This window comes from Cohnella massiliensis (genome assembly GCF_900169535.1).
Taxonomy (GTDB): domain Bacteria; phylum Bacillota; class Bacilli; order Paenibacillales; family Paenibacillaceae; genus Cohnella; species Cohnella algarum.
Genome location: NZ_LT821257.1, coordinates 193,582 through 210,202 on the forward strand (window position 1 = coordinate 193,582; position 16,621 = coordinate 210,202).

Annotated in this window: 17 protein-coding genes and 1 pseudogene; 7 read left to right on the plus strand and 11 right to left on the minus strand. The window is 57.0% G+C overall.

Annotated features, from left to right (window positions below; translation table 11 throughout):
• Positions 1–38: 38 nt before the first annotated feature.
• Positions 39–758: a hypothetical protein gene (locus B7E11_RS07380; RefSeq protein ID WP_080833015.1), complete on the minus strand. Its 720-nt coding sequence runs from the start codon at positions 756–758 to the stop codon at positions 39–41.
• Between the two features lie 181 nt (positions 759–939).
• On the opposite strand from B7E11_RS07380, the gene B7E11_RS07385 reads away from it, so the two are divergent.
• Both B7E11_RS07385 and B7E11_RS29410 read left to right on the plus strand, forming a co-directional pair.
• Positions 940–1,836, plus strand: a complete 897-nt coding sequence (locus B7E11_RS07385; protein ID WP_080833019.1) for an RluA family pseudouridine synthase — start codon at positions 940–942, stop codon at positions 1,834–1,836.
• Positions 1,837–1,922: 86 nt separating this feature from the next.
• On the plus strand, positions 1,923–2,099 hold the full coding sequence (locus tag B7E11_RS29410; RefSeq protein ID WP_176220640.1) for a hypothetical protein: 177 nt from the start codon (positions 1,923–1,925) through the stop codon (positions 2,097–2,099).
• 53 nt (positions 2,100–2,152) lie between these two features.
• Here B7E11_RS29410 and B7E11_RS07390 read toward each other — a convergent pair whose 3' ends face one another.
• From B7E11_RS07390 to coxB, 6 genes are all read right to left on the minus strand, one after another.
• Positions 2,153–2,614 (minus strand): DUF420 domain-containing protein, encoded by a 462-nt coding sequence (locus B7E11_RS07390; protein WP_080833022.1) that lies wholly within the window; start codon positions 2,612–2,614, stop codon positions 2,153–2,155.
• A gap of 86 nt (positions 2,615–2,700) precedes the next feature.
• Positions 2,701–3,612 carry a cytochrome c oxidase assembly factor CtaG gene (ctaG, locus tag B7E11_RS07395; RefSeq protein WP_080833024.1) on the minus strand — a complete coding sequence of 304 codons (912 nt, stop codon included), beginning with the start codon at positions 3,610–3,612 and terminating at the stop codon, positions 2,701–2,703.
• An 87-nt stretch (positions 3,613–3,699) separates the two neighbouring features.
• Positions 3,700–4,017 carry a cytochrome C oxidase subunit IV family protein gene (locus B7E11_RS07400; protein WP_080833027.1) on the minus strand — a complete coding sequence of 106 codons (318 nt, stop codon included), beginning with the start codon at positions 4,015–4,017 and terminating at the stop codon, positions 3,700–3,702.
• A 4-nt stretch (positions 4,018–4,021) separates the two neighbouring features.
• The gene (locus B7E11_RS07405; protein ID WP_080833028.1) at positions 4,022–4,639 is read right to left on the minus strand and encodes a cytochrome (ubi)quinol oxidase subunit III; all 618 of its coding nucleotides are present in this window, start codon (positions 4,637–4,639) and stop codon (positions 4,022–4,024) included.
• On the minus strand, positions 4,636–6,441 hold the full coding sequence (gene ctaD / locus B7E11_RS07410) for a cytochrome c oxidase subunit I (protein WP_245809666.1): 1,806 nt from the start codon (positions 6,439–6,441) through the stop codon (positions 4,636–4,638). Before ctaD ends, B7E11_RS07405 begins: the two co-directional genes overlap by 4 nt.
• A gap of 72 nt (positions 6,442–6,513) precedes the next feature.
• Positions 6,514–7,545: a cytochrome c oxidase subunit II gene (coxB, locus tag B7E11_RS07415; protein WP_080833033.1), complete on the minus strand. Its 1,032-nt coding sequence runs from the start codon at positions 7,543–7,545 to the stop codon at positions 6,514–6,516.
• Between the two features lie 398 nt (positions 7,546–7,943).
• Between coxB and B7E11_RS07420 the strand changes: the two genes are divergently transcribed.
• Positions 7,944–8,663, plus strand: coding sequence for a hypothetical protein (locus tag B7E11_RS07420; RefSeq protein ID WP_080833036.1), 720 nt, complete (start codon positions 7,944–7,946; stop codon positions 8,661–8,663).
• Positions 8,664–9,295: 632 nt separating this feature from the next.
• Here B7E11_RS07420 and B7E11_RS07425 read toward each other — a convergent pair.
• The 4 genes and pseudogenes from B7E11_RS07425 to B7E11_RS07440 all read right to left on the minus strand — a co-directional run bounded on the left by B7E11_RS07425 (position 9,296) and on the right by B7E11_RS07440 (position 11,867).
• A complete protein-coding gene (locus B7E11_RS07425) occupies positions 9,296–9,484 on the minus strand; it encodes a hypothetical protein (RefSeq protein WP_080833039.1) in 189 nt (62 codons plus the stop codon).
• 184 nt (positions 9,485–9,668) lie between these two features.
• Positions 9,669–10,418 carry an FHA domain-containing protein gene (locus B7E11_RS07430; RefSeq protein WP_080833041.1) on the minus strand — a complete coding sequence of 250 codons (750 nt, stop codon included), beginning with the start codon at positions 10,416–10,418 and terminating at the stop codon, positions 9,669–9,671.
• Positions 10,419–10,635: 217 nt separating this feature from the next.
• A pseudogene (locus B7E11_RS07435) lies at positions 10,636–11,194 on the minus strand (YdhK family protein).
• Positions 11,195–11,300: 106 nt separating this feature from the next.
• Positions 11,301–11,867 carry a hypothetical protein gene (locus B7E11_RS07440; protein WP_080833043.1) on the minus strand — a complete coding sequence of 189 codons (567 nt, stop codon included), beginning with the start codon at positions 11,865–11,867 and terminating at the stop codon, positions 11,301–11,303.
• A gap of 106 nt (positions 11,868–11,973) precedes the next feature.
• Here B7E11_RS07440 and ilvA point away from each other — a divergent pair, with 106 nt between their 5' ends.
• The 4 genes from ilvA to B7E11_RS07460 all read left to right on the plus strand — a co-directional run bounded on the left by ilvA (position 11,974) and on the right by B7E11_RS07460 (position 16,602).
• Entirely contained in the window at positions 11,974–13,245 is a 1,272-nt protein-coding gene (gene ilvA, locus B7E11_RS07445) for a threonine ammonia-lyase IlvA (protein ID WP_080833045.1), read from the plus strand.
• A gap of 142 nt (positions 13,246–13,387) precedes the next feature.
• Positions 13,388–14,743: an MGDG synthase family glycosyltransferase gene (locus tag B7E11_RS07450; protein ID WP_080833047.1), complete on the plus strand. Its 1,356-nt coding sequence runs from the start codon at positions 13,388–13,390 to the stop codon at positions 14,741–14,743.
• Between the two features lie 14 nt (positions 14,744–14,757).
• Entirely contained in the window at positions 14,758–15,936 is a 1,179-nt protein-coding gene (locus tag B7E11_RS07455; RefSeq protein ID WP_080833050.1) for an MFS transporter, read from the plus strand.
• A 30-nt stretch (positions 15,937–15,966) separates the two neighbouring features.
• Positions 15,967–16,602, plus strand: coding sequence for a TVP38/TMEM64 family protein (locus tag B7E11_RS07460; protein ID WP_080833051.1), 636 nt, complete (start codon positions 15,967–15,969; stop codon positions 16,600–16,602).
• Positions 16,603–16,621: the final 19 nt, after the last annotated feature.

The following is a 16,621-nucleotide window of genomic DNA, read 5'->3' on the forward strand; positions in this document are numbered from 1 at the left end:
CCATACGCGTCAACACTTGCGCCGATTCTTAATTTTCGTTAAAACGAGTACCGCCTCGTCCGCATCCGGCTCGTCGTCAGCCGGTAGCCGGCCGCCAAAGCGGCGGCCGCGACAATCAGGGCCGCGCTAACGGACAACGCCGGATTCTCCTTCACGACCGCGAGCAATTCGCGGAACAAGCTGCCGCCCAAGACGGCAACGAGCGCGCTGACTACCCCGGCCAGAACGGTGTACGCCGTATAATACAAGACGAACGTTTTACCCGGAAACCCAAGCTCCAAATACACGTAAAACGCTTGAATCAGCACGCCGTAGGCGAACCAGACGAGTCCCGCGGCGATCCATTCGCTTGCGCTGGCGATCGCCCGGAGATCCGAGGACACGATATACTGCAGCGTCAAAAACAATCCCCCGGCCGCAAAATGCGTCAGCAAGCTTTGCGCGTAGCGGGCTCCGGCGATCGCCGAAATCGGCACGGGCATCGTTCGCCAATGGGCCACCCGCTTCGTGAACGGGTCCTGCCGCCAGTAATGGAAGACGGTGCGGTGCATCATGCAGCCGAACAGCGGGAACGCGAACAAGTATATCCAGTCGCGCATGGCGCTCATGAACGGCAGTTCTCCATTGGCGTCCTGTTCGACGATAAAGATGAACACCGCGCCGAAGTATACGGCGAATAACGACGTTGCGATCAGGCCGATCCATTCCCGCTTCATTTCGAAAACCAGCACCGTTCGGACCTTTTGCCACCCTTGCATCGCAATCTCCTTCCGTCAACATTGTATATGTGTGTATATCTTTATACACAGTATAATCACTGTGCAACGGGATGTCAACCTTTTCCTGAAATCCGTTTTTCCCGTTCAAATGGGATGCGCTTGAACATCGGCGCCGAATCCGCTATCGTGAAGACATGCAAAGCCAGAGAGGAAGAAAAAATTGAACAAAGGAAAATCCGCCCCGGCCAAAGTTTTCGCCGTACGGACCGAAGGGGACCTGCTCCCTTTTTTGCTCGAATCGCTGTCCGGCCAAGGACGAAACTCGGTCAAATCCATGCTGGCCAGGGGCCAAATATCGGTTGACGGAAACATCGAGAAAGCGTATAATTTTCGGCTTCGGCCGGGACAGACGGTAACGGTCAGCACCGCCCGGCAAGCGGAGGCTCCCCGCCTGATCGGCCTGTCCGTTCTTTACGAAGACGATGACGTCATCGTCGTCCGGAAAGAGGCCGGCCTGCTTTCGATCGCGACCGGGCAGGGAGAGGAGCTTACGGCGTATCGTCAACTGATGGAGCACGTCCGCGCGCAGCATCCGAAAAACCGCGTCTTCATCGTCCATCGGCTGGACCGCGACACCTCCGGCGTCATGATGTTCGCGAGGAGCGAGAAGATTCAGCAGGCGCTGCAAACGAACTGGAAGGAAAACGTGAAAGAGCGCGTCTACGTCGCCCTGGTGGAAGGCCAGGTCAAAGGCGCGGAGGGCGTCGTGGAATCGTGGCTGAAGGAAAACAAGGCGATGCGCGTCTATTCGAGCCCGAAGCCGGGCGACGGCCAGCATGCGATTACCCGCTACAAGGTTCTCCGTTCCGACCGGAGCTTCAGCCTGCTTGAAGTCCGCCTGGAAACGGGCCGAAAAAATCAAATCCGGGTGCATATGCAGGATATCGGGCACCCCGTCGTCGGAGACAAAAAATACGGCGCGCGATCGCGAATTCTCGGGCGGCTCGGCCTGCACGCCAAGCTTTTGGCGTTTACGCATCCCGTTTCGGGCCGAACGATGAGCTTCGAAGCGCCCGTCCCTTCGTCCTTCCTTCGGGCGTTTCGGGAACAACCCTGAATTCGGAGAAACCCGGCATAAAATAAGCCGAGTAAGGAAACCTTATTCCCTGGTTCCCATTCCAACGCCAAGGGAGGCTGTCGCGCATGACGCAACGCCAGAATCGTTCGTCCAAAGCGGACGTTCAAACGACCGAATTGAACAAAATGCCCGTTCCGGGAGAAGGCACCGCGGATACGGAATTTTCCGCCGAGGAAGCCGCCGAAGCGTTCGAGCAAAACAACCGCTCCTCCGGGGCTGCCGAGCGGCAAAACCGGCAATAAAAACAAAAAGACGATTCCGGGCAAGCGCTTTGCCCCGGAACCGTCTTTTTGTTTTATCCGAAAATCGCTTCGATCACCGGCTTCGTATGTCCGCCCGGATACAGCAGGTAGAGCAGCACGTACACCGTAATGCCGGTAATCGCGGTAACGAACCAGGTAACCGCCGTCACGCGCCCCCACTTCCGGTGCTTGCCGAAGTTTTTGCGGAAGGCCAGCACCAGCGTCGTGATGCCGAACACGGCCGCCACCGTCGCCAGAACGATGTGGAATATCAAAAACACTTGGTACACCGTCTTCAGGCTTTCCGGTCCGCCCCAGGTCGTATTGCCGATAAAAATCGTCCTGGACACGTAAATGATAAAAAACACGACAGCCGCAATCGCGGCCGCGATCATCGTTTTCTCGTGGGCTTCCCGCTTGCCGACGATAATCAGCCGCCAGCCGATCGCGACCAGAATCGCGCTGAGCGCAATGAAGCTTGTGCTGATCGTTGGAAAAATTTCGTAAGATGTCATAGTCCGATTCTCCCGCTTATCGACGTGAATACCTAAATTTTATTGTACATTCCCGTCATGCGTTGTTCAAACCGAATCGAACGGTTTCACACATTGTTCAAACGTCCGGACGCGGCATGATCGAATGCGGGGTCGTCTTCCTGGGACTTCTCCTTGCGGTACCACTGCATGAACACCGAATACAGCGCCCAAATGTTAACGAATTCCTGCAGCAGCTTCATGACGATGCCGCCAAGCTGCTGATCCTCCCTGCCCGACATCAGGTTGAAAAACGCGGGGCCTTCGAACTGCTCCAGCAATCTCGCCGGATCGCCAGAAACGCAATACCCCATCGCCTGGACCCAGACCTGCGGATCGTTGTACACCGCGAATAAGGGTTCGGGGGCAAAAATAATGAGCACGCAGGCCGGCGTCAGCAACAGGCCGTTGGCGAAAATATAACCGAGCTTGCGCAGCGACGTCACTCTGCTCCATTCCGGCACCGGGCACATGACGTGCCACCAGTTCAGCAGCGCGACGACCAGCAGCAGCGCGTAAAAGAAGCCGTGGATGACGTAATGGGTCATCACCCAGTCGTGAACGTCCGGCATATGGTAGAACGAAAACAGCAGATTGAACGCAAACAAGCCGAACAGCGGATTGGCGAACAGGCGGAACGGCTTCCAGAACGCGCGCCCGAACGCCCATTTCCACAGCCAGCCCGGTATCCCGTACAGCAACAGGGGGGGCACGATAATGTAAGATATGGCCATATCGGTCATATGAAACGTAAACATCAGATGCCCAAGCAAGCTAAGCGGGCCTCCGTGCACGAGATAGAGCAGCAGCATCGCGCCGTAAAAGGCGAGCTGCCGGACAACCGGCACCGCCTCGACGCCGCCGAACCTCTGCCTCCACGGCCCGACCACGAACGCATACAACGTCGCAATCAGCAGCATGAACACCAAAAAAAGCGGACTCCACATTTCGGCGAACGAAAAATAATCCAAACCCGGCATGTCGTTTCCTCCTTTCCGATCCCGAACTTAAAACGGAAAAAAGAGGCGGATTGGGGACCCGCCTCTTTGCAGTTTAGCCTTTTGCAATTACCACCATACCCAGTATAAGGCCATGATGATCATCGTGAAAACGACGAAGCAACCGGACAAAATCGCGATAATGGCAAACATGTGGCCTTTGTCCTTCATGTGCATCCAGAATGCAAGCTGGACGAACACTTGGACGATTGCCATCGCCACCAGAACGATGTAGGTGAAATTAGTGTTGATTTCGCCGGAGGCGACCGTCACGAAGGCGATGATCGTAAGCACCAGCGACAGAACAAACGCGACGATGTGCTTTTGGGGGCCTTCCACCCGGTGGCGTTTCGCATTTCCTTCGGAAGTCGTATGTTCGTTCGACATGAGGTTAACCCACCTTTCCCATCAGGTAAACAACGGTGAAGATGAAAACCCACACGACATCGATGAAGTGCCAGTAAATCGCCGACACGTAAATTTTCGGAGCGGTTACGGTGGTCAGGCCTTTCTTGAGCACCTGCAGAATGAGCAAACCGATCCACAACACCCCGAACGCGACGTGCGCGCCGTGGAAGCCGACCAGCGTGTAGAACGAGGAGCTGAACGCGCTCGTCGGCATCATGAGGCCTTCATGAATATAGTGGTAGAACTCGTATACCTCCAAACCCAGGAAGCCGAGGCCGAGCACGATCGTGGCGAGCAGCCAGCCGATCATGGCCTTGACCTGGTGGCGGTGCATCGCCTGAACGGCGAACACGCTCATGAGGCTCGAGAACAACAGGATCATCGTGGCCGCGAAAATCATCGGCAGCTCGAACAGGTGCTGCGAGGTCGGACCGTCGTTCACGTTGTGGCGCAGAGCGAGAAACGCCGAGAAAAGGGTGCCGAACAGCGCCGTCTCCGCGCCGAGGAACAGCCAGAAGCCGAGAATTTTATTGCGGCCTTCCAGCGTCGCCTTTTCCGGTTCGTGCGGAAGATGGCCTTCCGCGTGCTGATGCGAACTCATACGGTCACCCCTTTCTCCTGTTCATGCTCTTCGATATGGAAGCCGTGATCGTCGAATACCGAGCGCAGCAGCATGCAAATCAGCGTAATCGCCAATCCGCCGATCGCAAGGAACAGCATGTCGTAAATAAATCCGAAACCGGAGATGAACAAGCCTACGCTCATGACGAACGGAAGGATCGATGGCGAAGGCATATGAATCGGTCCCGGCGGCTCGGCCGGCGTCATTGCGGCGTTGCCTTCCATTTTCTCCTTCCACCATGCATCATAGCCGCGCACGAGCGGAATTTGCTTGAAGTTGTACTCCGGCGGCGGCGAGGAAATCGTCCATTCGAGCGAGCGGCCGTCTTCCCACGGGTCGTTCGAAGCGTTTGCTTTCTTGAACGAAGTCACCACGATGTTGATCAGCATGACGATCGTGCCGATGCCCATCAGGATCGCGCCGATCGTACTGATCAGGTTCATGCCGTTGAAGCCTTGGCCGTCCAGATACGTCCATACCCGGCGCGGCATCCCCAGCAAGCCGAGGAAATGCTGCACGAAGAACGTCAGGTGGAAGCCGATGAAAAAGGTGACGAACGTAATTTTGCCGAGACCTTCGTTGAGCATGCGTCCGAACATTTTCGGCCACCAGTAGAACAGGCCGGCGAAAATGCCGAACACCAGACCGCCGACGATAACGTAGTGGAAGTGAGCGACGACGAAATACGTATCGTGGTACTGATAGTCGGCCGGGGCCGCCGCCAGCATGACGCCGGTGACGCCGCCCATGACGAACGTCGGGATGAACCCGATGCCGAACAGGGACGCTGTCGTGAAGCGGATCGAGCCGCCCCAGAGCGTGAACAGCCAGTTGAAAATCTTGATGCCGGTCGGCACCGCGATCAGCATCGTCGCGATGGAGAACAACGCGTTCGCCACCGGGCCGAGACCGGTCGTAAACATGTGGTGCGCCCAAACCATGAAGCCGAGGAAGGCGATCAGGACGGTCGCGAACACCATCGAGCTGTACCCGAACAGGCGCTTCCGGGAAAACGTGCTGACGACTTCGGAAATGATGCCGAATGCCGGCAGGATCAGAATGTAAACTTCGGGGTGACCGAACACCCAGAAAATATGCTCCCAGAGCACGCTGCTGCCGCCTGCCGCCGTTTCGAAGAAGTTCGCGAAAAACAAGCGGTCGAACATCAGCGCGACGAGGCCGACGGTCAGAACCGGGAAGGCGAATACGATCAGCGCGGACGTAATGAAAATCGTCCAGGTGAACATCGGCATCCGCATGAACGACATGCCCGGAGCCCGCATGTTGATGATCGTCGCCATGAAGTTGATGCCGCCGAGCAGCGTCCCGATCCCGGCAATCTGCAGGCCGAGGACGTAATAGTCGACGCCCGAGCCTTCGCTGTACGTCGGGCTGGCCAGCGGCACGTAAGACGTCCAGCCGGCGTCGGGCACGTTGCCGGCGAACCAGCTGATGTTCAGCAGCAGGCCGCCGAAGAAGAACGTCCAGAAGCCGAGCGCGTTCAGAAACGGAAACGCGACGTCGCGCGCGCCGATTTGCAGCGGGATAATCGCGTTCATCAGCGCGAACAGAAGCGGCATCGCCGCAAGGAAAATCATTGTCGTACCGTGCATCGTGATCAATTCGTTGAACGTATCGGCAGAAACAAAATCATTCATCGGCGTGATCAACTGGATCCGGATCAAAATCGCTTCCAGTCCCCCGATCAGGAAGAACAGGCCACCCGCGATTAAGTACAGAATGCCGATCTTTTTATGGTCGACGGTTGTCAGCCAATCCATCAAGCCCCGATATCGCTTGACTGTGTGCGCATGAGCAGCCAAAGCCGCGTCCCCCTTCATTTCCCCGTCAAATTAATATTCCAGCTTGTTGTTCGCCAAGTACTCGGCGATTCCTCTGATTTCCTCTTCGGACAGTTCAAGCTCTTCGGCCGTCGGCATCATGTTGCCCGGCTTGACCGCTTGCGGATCCGTGATCCATTCCACCAGATTATCGACCGTCGGCGCTTCGTCGTTGTAGAGGATGCCGCCGATCGTGAGCCTGCTGCCAATGCCCGTCAGGTTGGGAGCGCTCGAGCCCGTGCTGACGTCGCCGATCGCGTGGCAGGTCAGGCACTTGTTTTCGAACGCGGCTTTCACGGTTTCGTCCGCCGGAGCTTCCACCGGCTCCTTGATCGCGGCCACCCAGCGATCGAACGAGGCCTGGTCGACCGCTTTCGCTTTGAAGTCCATCAAGCTGTGCGAAGGACCGCAAAGCTCGGCGCATTTGCCGCGGAAGACGCCTTCCTTGTCGAATTCCAAATACATTTTGTTCGTGATGCCGTCGTTGTTGTCCATCTTGCCGCCGATCGCCGGAATCCAGAAGGAGTGCTTGACGTCGGCCGTCACGAGCTCGAACATGACTTTCTTGCCGGTCGGAACGACCAGTTCCTGGGCCGTCGTAATGCCGAGATCCGGGTATTCGAATTCCCACCAATATTGGTGCGCCGTCACCTTGACTTGAAGAGCGTCGGGATCGTTGGAGTAATCCTTGGACAGGCCGAATACGGTCGAAATCGTCGGAACGCCCAAAATAACGAGCAAAATGATCGGAATGACCGTCCAAATGATTTCGAGCTTGTGATTGCCTTCCACTTGTTTCGGAATGCTCTTGTCGCCTTTGCGCCGACGGAAACGAATCAGCACGTAAATGCAAATGGCGAACACGACGATGACAACCAGGGCCATAATCCCGATCGAAAGCTGCATCAGTTCCAGCTGTTTTCTGGCAACCGGACCTTGCGGGTTAAGCGCGGACAAGTCCTCCCGTCCGCATGCCGACAGGACCAAGATCATTCCTGCCATCAGCGGAAGTAACCGCTTCATTACACGCCACCGATTCATCATTTTCAACCCCACTTTAACGTTTTCATAGACTGCCAAAATCGGCGATTTGGCGGCAGGCTACGTGTTGCACGGATGTTGTGACCAAATTTTGACGCTCGTAATCACTCTAATAACTATAAGGATTCGTGTATCATTTTGTCAACGTTCACAGAACAGTTCACAAATTGTTCTCAAAACTGTCAAAAACGTTGTGGCTCAAGGGGTTTCGGGCGTAAATCCGGAAGTCCGCGGCACTGCCGAAGCGGCGGCTTGCTTGATTCCGTCCGGCTTGCCGCTTCAGTCTCCTTCCCTCAAGCATTTGCCATTTGTGCCGTGTTTTATGTACCCGTGGCGATGTACATACTTTGAACTTTCGAAGCGAACAATATGCATAATGCTTTCGCGAAGGGGATGGAACCATGAACAGTCGCCGCTGGTTGACGGGCGGCTTGGCGCTCTTGCTCATATGGAGCGCGTCCGCCTGCAACTACAAAGCGCATTTTCAACGCAGCGCTCAAGATTACTCCAGCCGGACTCATCACGATCCGAAAATGCGGAGCGTTCGTTCCTACGGCTCGACGACCCGAAATCCGAAACAGCACGACAACCGGTATTTCGATTACGATTCGAAGCTCTCCTATAAAGTGAGTACGATTCCCGGGGTCAGCTCCGCCATCGTCATGGTGACGGATAAAAACGCGTACGCGGCCATCTTAACCGACTGGTCCGCAACCGGAACCAAAGCGCGAGGGGGCCCGAGAACGAAGGAACAGGACAATACGGGGACGACGGACGGGGTGTACAACAACGATACGGGAAGCCCGAGATGGAGCTACCGAAAGGCGGCCACTCCTTATAACTCTTATTTCTCGCACAAGGATCCTTCGGACATCTCTTCGGAACTGAAACAGGTTATCGGGGAGACGATCCGGAGAACCAGCGGGCAAAAATATGCGGAAGTCCACATTTCGGCCAATCAGGAATTCGTCAACCAGCTGCTCGAATTCGCCAAAGCCGATTGGGGACATCGGCCGCTCGAACCGCTGCTTCCGGAGTTTAACAAGCTGGTGAAGTACACGTTCGCCGGGGGAAACGAGGTGCCGGTCCCGCTGTACGAGCTCGGAGCCGAGGGAACGTGAACATAACGAAGGGTCGACCCGGAGCGATGGCATGCAAGCTCGGCGGATCGACCCTTTATTTATGTGATCGCAAGGATACGCGAGGACTCCGGCCGCGTGCGTCTAACCGGTTCAGTTGAGTCATATTTACCCAACTGACTCCGGCCGCGTGCGTCTAACCGGTTCGGATGAGTGCGGCAACTCCATGAATCGCGGAATACTGCGAAGGGCTGGGGACGGGTAGGATGGCAAAGGATTAGCAGAATGCACTGAGACTGAGTTCGGAGAAGCTTGGTTGGATTCCATCCAACCAGGATCCCTCTTTTCACGGAACTTCTCAGCTTCGTTGGATTTTGGCCAATCAGGCGAGGTCTTTTCGGCGTTTTCACCCCGATTTCAAGTTCTTCGTTGGATAAAATCCACTCTAGGTCACGATTTCCCCGTTTTACACTCCCTTGATTGGACAAAATCCAACATAGACCTCGCTTCAATCTCGCTTCGCATAGGCGGTCCTCCCCCTCCCCCGCAGCAGCCTAACTTTAGCATACGCTCTTTAGCGAGGCGAAGAACAAAAACAGTCCGAATATGCAAAAAAAACCGGATAGGGCATCTCCGGCAGACGCCCGCTTCCGGATTGGCATCCGTCATTTCGGTCAGGAGGCGGATGAATTCAATTTGTCCATCTCGCGTTCCACGAGAACGGTCAATTCGTCTTCGTAGCCGCCCGTTACCCGGTATTTGCGGATATAGTCCTTCACAAACTTGCGCGGGTCCTTCGGTCGGAAAATTCTCGTCAATTCCATCAAACTTTCTTGGACTTCGTTGTGGCTGCGCTTGGCCAAGACAATCCCTCCCGGCGGAAACGAATCCCGCAAGTATGGTCTTTCTTATCCGTCCTTCGTCTGTCTAGAATTTTCGAAAAGTTTGCTCTTTTTGATTATATCAGTTTTCGGGGCCCGTTAAAAGCAAAACCTCAACATTGGGACCAGCGGAGCAGCGTCCGGCGATCAAGGCCCCGCGCCCCGCCTAGTCCCTGACCTCGAACCGGTGCTTGTGTCCGGACAGCGTGAACTCGTCTCCGGAAAGCAATTCGTACTTTTGTCCCGGAACGAGCCTTCTGCCGTCGGATAAAAAAGTTCCGTTCGACGATCCGTGGTCTTCCAGCAAAAACATCCTGCGCTCGGAATCGTAACGGAGCGAACAATGCTTGCGGCTGACGTCGCCCGCATCGTTCGGAAACACGAGCCCGCATTGAACGGCGTCGCGGCCGATGGACAATACCCGATCCGTGATCCGATAGGCGCTTCCGGCAAATTCTCCTTCCAAGCCGCACAGCCTCGGCTCCCCTTCTTCGGCCCTTTCCGCCTGCGGGACCGGAGCAAGCCGCTTCGTCTCGTCGGGAAGCTCGACGTCTATCGTATGAAACAGCCGGTCGTCCTCATTGTCGTTCGGCTCCGCAATCCGTTCCTTTTCGTGCGGATCGAAAATCGCTTCCTCCAGGCCGTACTCCGCAATATCCGCATGTTCGTCCGTTTTGCCGCGCGACTTCGTCGTCATCTGCAAAAAGGCGATAACCGCCGCGACAGCCACCCCGATTCCGAGGGCCATCGCCGCCAATAGCGGAAGCGTCGACATGCCGGCCTCCGCGTTAAAAGCCTCGAACGAATCCGCGGCCGCCGCCGGGATCGCATCGGATCCCCAGAGCATGACGGCCCCGACTGCCGTTAACCACGCCCGTCGACCGAATCTTGCTTTCCGGCCCACGACCGCATTCATTACCTTCGTCCCCCTCTCTCTATATATATCGGATACGCGCCGCAAAGGTTTCACCTCCTTATCGGATACGATTCATCGACTTTTTGAAAACGCTTACGCCAATAAAAAGAAACGCCCCTTTTATGAATAGGGTACGCTTCCAGTATACTTGAAAGAACCGCATTCGCACAACGAGTGGATTCCTTTTTTTGGTTCATTTATAAATTAATTGGATTATCTATGGCATTGGCGAAAGCTCGCTCTCGGTTACCCATTTATGGTTTTTTACCGGCTCTCCTCCCGCAGCGGGCGTGTAATCGACCGCGTAGACGGTTCCGGCTTCGGCCGAATCGATCGTGGCGACGGCCCCCTTCATGCCTTTCATATGGTCCGCTTTCAGTACGACTTTTTCTCCCGGTTCATAGGGGCGGTCGGCGGCATCTTGAATTTCCTCCTGAATGACCCATTTATGATTTTCGACCGGCTTCCCGCCCGTCGTCGGGGTATAGGATACCGCATACACAATCGTATCGTAAGCGCCCGCGATCGTCGCCTCGGCGGCTTCCATCCCTTCCATATGATCCGCGATCAACAAAGCCTGGCTCCCGACCTCGAATTTCGGGTTCGCGGCTTCCTTCAAGGACGGGGGAAGCTCTCCCGAAACGGAATGGTTCATGTCCGAGTGTCCGGCATGGTTCCCGCTATTCGAGCCGACCGGCGCCTCCGTTATTTTCGCCCGCACCGCACCCGCTTAGCGCGATTGCCGCGGCTCCGACCAAAAGGATTCGCTTTACCATTTTTTATACCTCCCGGGATATCGTGTTTTGCACTTCTATAGTATACCCCCCGATGGTATTTCGAATCAATTTCATATCTCTTCCCGGACCGTTCTTTAATGTTCTTTCAGAATCCCAGCATTTCCTGCAACTCCCTCGCGTTCGGCCGCCGAAACGAAACGGTCAGCTTCCCTTCGCCCGCCTCGACGCTTTCGATTCGGAGAGCCTCCGGCAAGCGGTCGCCAAGCGGGATGTCGATGGCCTCCAGCCATTCCAACGGCAAAGAAATATCCTTTGCTTTCGCTTCCGTCGGGACGAGAACCAGCATAGGGGATTGCCATGACAACCGGTATTGAACGACGAGGCCGACCGGTATCCGGCTTTTCCAAATGACGTTGGCATGAGCCTCGACAAAGCCGTCCTTCAATTCAAGCCTTATTCCCGTAATCTCGAGGTCCCGCGACAAACGCGGGTTGCCCGCAAGCTCCGCTTTCGCCAAGTCATTGACATCCTGTTCGGACATAATCAAATCGGTCGACAAGCGTTTGACCATATCGATCGCGCGATTGCGCAAGGGCACCTCGGAAAACGCCAAATCCAACTCTTCTTCGGGAGAAACGTAAACGTAAGCGCCGATTCCCGCACCCGCGGCGAGCAAAATCAAAACGATCAGGGCTATGAGCAGCTTTTTCACCGTTCGTCTCCCACCCTTCTTCCTTATTCCGGACAAGCGAAAATAAACGATTGACTTCCGCCTTTCATAAGAGTATAACATTAAAAACCGAAAGGATGATTGCACGATGAACGACTCGCCCTTTTCCTCCGATCTGCCGGTTCGCCTCGAAGACATCCTTCACGCGCACCGGGTGTTGCAAGATGTCGTCGTGCCGACGCCGCTTCAGCACAATCGGGGGCTATCCGCCAAATACGGCTGCAACGTATATTTGAAACGCGAAGATCAGCAGGTGGTCCGCTCGTTCAAAATCCGCGGAGCCTATAATTTGATTTCTTCCCTGTCCGAGGAAGATCGCCGGAAGGGCGTCGTCTGCGCGAGCGCCGGCAATCACGCGCAGGGGGTCGCCTATTCCTGCAACGCGCTCGGCATTCGCGGCGTGATCTACATGCCGACGACGACGCCGCGGCAAAAGATCAACCAGGTGAAAATGTTCGGCGGCGACAGCGTCGAAGTTCGCCTCTCCGGCGACACGTTCGACGACGCCTATGCCGAAGCGATTCGCTTCAGCACGGCGGACGGGCTGCCGTTCGTCCATCCGTTCGACGATCCCCGCATCGTGGCGGGCAACGCGACCGTCGGCAAAGAAATCGTCGAGGCCAGCGGCCAGCCGATCGACGTCGTGCTCGTGACGGTCGGCGGCGGAGGCCTTGCCGCGGGCGTCGCCGCCTACGTCAAGACGATCAGCCCCTCCACGGTCGTGATCGGCGTCGAGCCGGAAGGAGCCGCCTCGATGCGGCGCTCCAAGGAGGAGCGGAAGGTCGTCGCTCTCGAAGAGATCGACAAATTCGTGGACGGAGCGGCGGTCAAGCGGGTCGGCGATCTGACGTTCGCCATGTGTGACGACCTGCTCGACGAGATCGTCGTCGTGAACGAAGGCCGCGTGTGCACGACGATCCTGGAGCTTTACAACGAGCACGCGATCGTCGCCGAGCCGGCTGGGGCGCTGACGGTAGCCGCCCTCGCGGGAATGGGCGAGCGCCTGGCCGGAAAGAACGTCGTCTGCATCGTCAGCGGCGGCAACAACGACGTCGACCGCATGCAGGAAATCAAGGATCGCTCGCTTATTTTCGAAGGCCTGAAGCATTATTTCATGGTTAATTTTCCGCAGCGGGCCGGGGCTCTACGCGAATTTCTGGACGACGTGCTGGGACCCGACGACGATATCGTCCAGTTCGAATACACCAAGAAGCACAACAAAGAAAACGGTCCCGCCCTTGTCGGCATCGAGCTCAAAAACCGTTCCGATTACGAGCCTCTCGTCGAGCGGATGAAACGCAAAGGATTTCAATTTATGGAACTGAATAAGGACCCGCTGCTGTTCAACCTTCTGATTTGATGCGGGTTTGATCGCGGATTTGACACCCGGTTGACAGCGAATTAATACTTTCCCGTTATGCTGATCTTAAACTGCATCCCCCCATGACGTATGGGGCACCATTCAGCTATGATGACTTTCATTGCGAAAGGGCGGATTTAAGATGGCGGGGAAGAACAACGAAACCTCGGCCGCGCAGCCGAAAATCTGGGTGCTCTACGCCCGCTTCGGCGAAGGGCACCTGCAAGCCGCGCAAGCGTTAAAATCGGGCTTCGAGCGGGCCGGCGTCGACAACGTCAAGCTGGTGGACCTGCTGGCGGAAGCCCATCCCCGGCTGAACGGCCTCAGCCGCTTCGTCTACAAGAAAAGCTACACCCTCTGGCCGAAAGCTTACGGCTTCGTGTACAACGCCACCAAGGACATGAGGCCCCATTCCGCTTTCGCCTATTTGCTTCACTCGTTCGGCGTCCCCAAGCTGCGCAAAATGCTGGAAGCCGAACTCCCGGATGCCGTCATCCATACGTTTCCGAATCTCGCCCTTCCTTTTGCCGACAAGCGCGACCGACTGAATATTCCCATGTTCAACGTGATCACGGACTTTGATCTTCATATGCGCTGGGTGCACCCCCGAATCCGCAAATACTATATCGCGACGGAGGAGCTGGGCCATCAGCTCGCTTCGATCGGCATCCCGCGCTCCCGCATCGCCGTGACCGGCATCCCGCTGCGGCGGCCTTTCGGCCCGGCAGGCGACCTCCGCGCGGACGTTCTCCGCTACGGCCTCGATCCGGCCCGGCGCGTCGTGCTCTACATGGCGGGAGCGGACGCCGGGCGAACGGACGTCTCCCGCCGGTGCCGCCGCCTGGCGGCGGAAACCGGGGCGCAAATCGCGCTCGTCTGCGGACGCGATTCCGCCCTGGAGACGGCGATGAGAAGGTCGTTCGCCTCCGGAAGAGATAACGTGTTCGTGTTCGGGTACGTAGAGCGGATGGATGAATTGATGGGCTTGTCCGACTGCATCGTCACGAAGCCCGGCGGATTGACGCTTTCCGAGGCGATCGAGGCCGGACTGCCGATGTTCCTGCTTCGTCCGATGCCGGGACAGGAATGGAGCAACGCGCAATATCTTCAGGCAAAGGGAGCGGCCGTTGTCTGCGGCTCGAGCGACGAGCTGGCGCGCTCCGTATCCGTTTTTTTGACGGACGGAAAACGGCGGGAGGAAATGAAGGCCGCCGTCGCCTCCCTGCGCAAGCGAAATGCGGCCGATCGGATCGCATTGGATATTCTTGCGAATTTACCTATAATCAAAAGTAACGGAAACCGTTTCGCGGCAAACCGAAAACCGTCGTACCGGAGAATCGGGGAAGGCTGGCCGGCACGGTCGCAAACCGCGGCCGCAGCCGCGGCCGCGACGCCCGGCTCCGCCGGCGGGGAAGCCGCGAACCGGGCGGCCTTGCGCGAAGCCGAGCCGCAGCTTGCGCTTTCGGGAGCGGCAAACTCTGCCGAACGCGGCGAATGAACGGAGGAGAGAGCATGGCTGCATCCGGATATGCGGCGAAATCGTTGTTTCGTCCCGAAATGTCGCTGTACGGCGTCATCTTGTTTCTTACCGAGTTCATTCGCGGAGCGGCGCTGATCAGCTTTCTGCCGATCTTCGGAAAAAACTCGCTTGGCCTGAACCTGGACGTCATCGGGATCGCCATTACCGCCCATTACCTGACCGATACCGTCGTCAAGCTGGCGATGGGCTATTTGCTCAACCGCTGGAGCGTCAAGCTGGTCGTCGGCGGAGGGGTGATCGCGACGCTGGCCGGCATGCTGCTTATCGGCTACGCCGAATGGCCCTGGCTGTTTATAGCGGCTTCCGGCCTGCTTGGCATCGGCATTTCCCCCATCTGGATCGTTTGTCTGACGCATGTGCGGGAAAATCGGCGGGGAACGCAAATGGGCATTTTGTACACGGTTTGGCTCGTCGGCCTCGGGTCCGGTCCCGTCGTATCGAACCTGCTGCTGGAAATCGGATACGCGCTGACGTTCTGGGTGATGGTCGGCGTCGCCTTCGCCTCTTGCCTGCTGTCGCTTCTCATTCCCGGTTCTTCGCACGCCGAGCTGAACGTCGTGCCTTTCTCGCGGCAGCTCGCCCAGCTCGGCGTCCGGCTGCGGGAAATGAAGCTGCTCATCCCCGGCATGGTGCTGCAAACGCTGGCCGCCGGGATGCTGGTGCCGATTTTGCCAAGCTTCGCGGAAGACCACCTGGGCATGAGCCCGACGCATTATTCGATCCTGCTGTTCGCCGGAGGAGCCTTCACGGCGGTCGGCCTGATTCCGATGGGGCGGCTCGCGGATCGATTCGGGAAGCAGTGGTTTCTGATCGCCGGATTTTGCGTGTTCGGGATCGCCCTTTTCGCCTTGATGCTCGGACCGCCGCTTGCGCTCTCGTTTGCGTTCGCCGCCGTTCTGGGCATCGCGTATTCGGCCATTCTGCCGGCATGGAACGCGCTGCTCGCCGCTTACGTCCCGAAGGACCAGCGCGGGCTCGGGTGGGGCGTGCTGTCGACGGTGGAAGGCCTGGGCGGGATGATCGGGCCTTCGCTCGGGGGACTTGCGGCCGCTTCGTTCGGGGAGCCGTTCGTCGTCGGGTCGGCCGGGGCTATTTTTATCGTCATATGCATCGTCTATTTATTATTTCCAATCCGTCTGTTTCGCGGCTGAAGCCGCATTACGGACCCTGTGAGGTCGCCTATGGTTTTTCATGCGGAACCGCTTCTGTTCGATCAATATTGGCAAAACGGGATTGCCTATATTCGGGATATCGGTCTCGACGACATTCGCGAGCTGCTGAGGCGTTATTCCGCTCTCGGTCCGCTGCCGGGCATTTTGCTGCCTTTGGCGGAAGCCTTTTTGCCGTTTTTGCCGCTTGTCGTGTTCGTCGTCGCCAACGCTACCGCTTACGGGATGTGGGCCGGATTTTTGCTGTCCTGGATCGGCGTGAGCGTCGGCTCTTTTCTCGTGTTTCTGCTCGCCCGCCGCTTTGCCGGCCGTTTCGGGGAACGCATACGGAAGCGGTCGCCGAAAATGGAGCGCTTCTTCTCCTGGATCGAGAACAAAGGCTTTACGCCGATCTTCGTGCTGAGCTGCTTCCCTTTTTCGCCTTCGGCGCTGATCAACATCGCTTCCGGCATGTCCAAAATCGGCTTGCACACGTTTCTTACCGCGATATTGCTCGGCAAGTCGGTCATGATTTTCACGTTGTCGTTTCTCGGTCATGACCTGCAGGCGCTCGTCGATCATCCGTGGCGAATCGCGGCGGCGTTAATCGTGCTGTTTCTGTTGTGGATGGTCGGAAAAAAGCTGGAATCCCGCTATACGGAAGATTAGGCTGGAACTGGTACCTAAT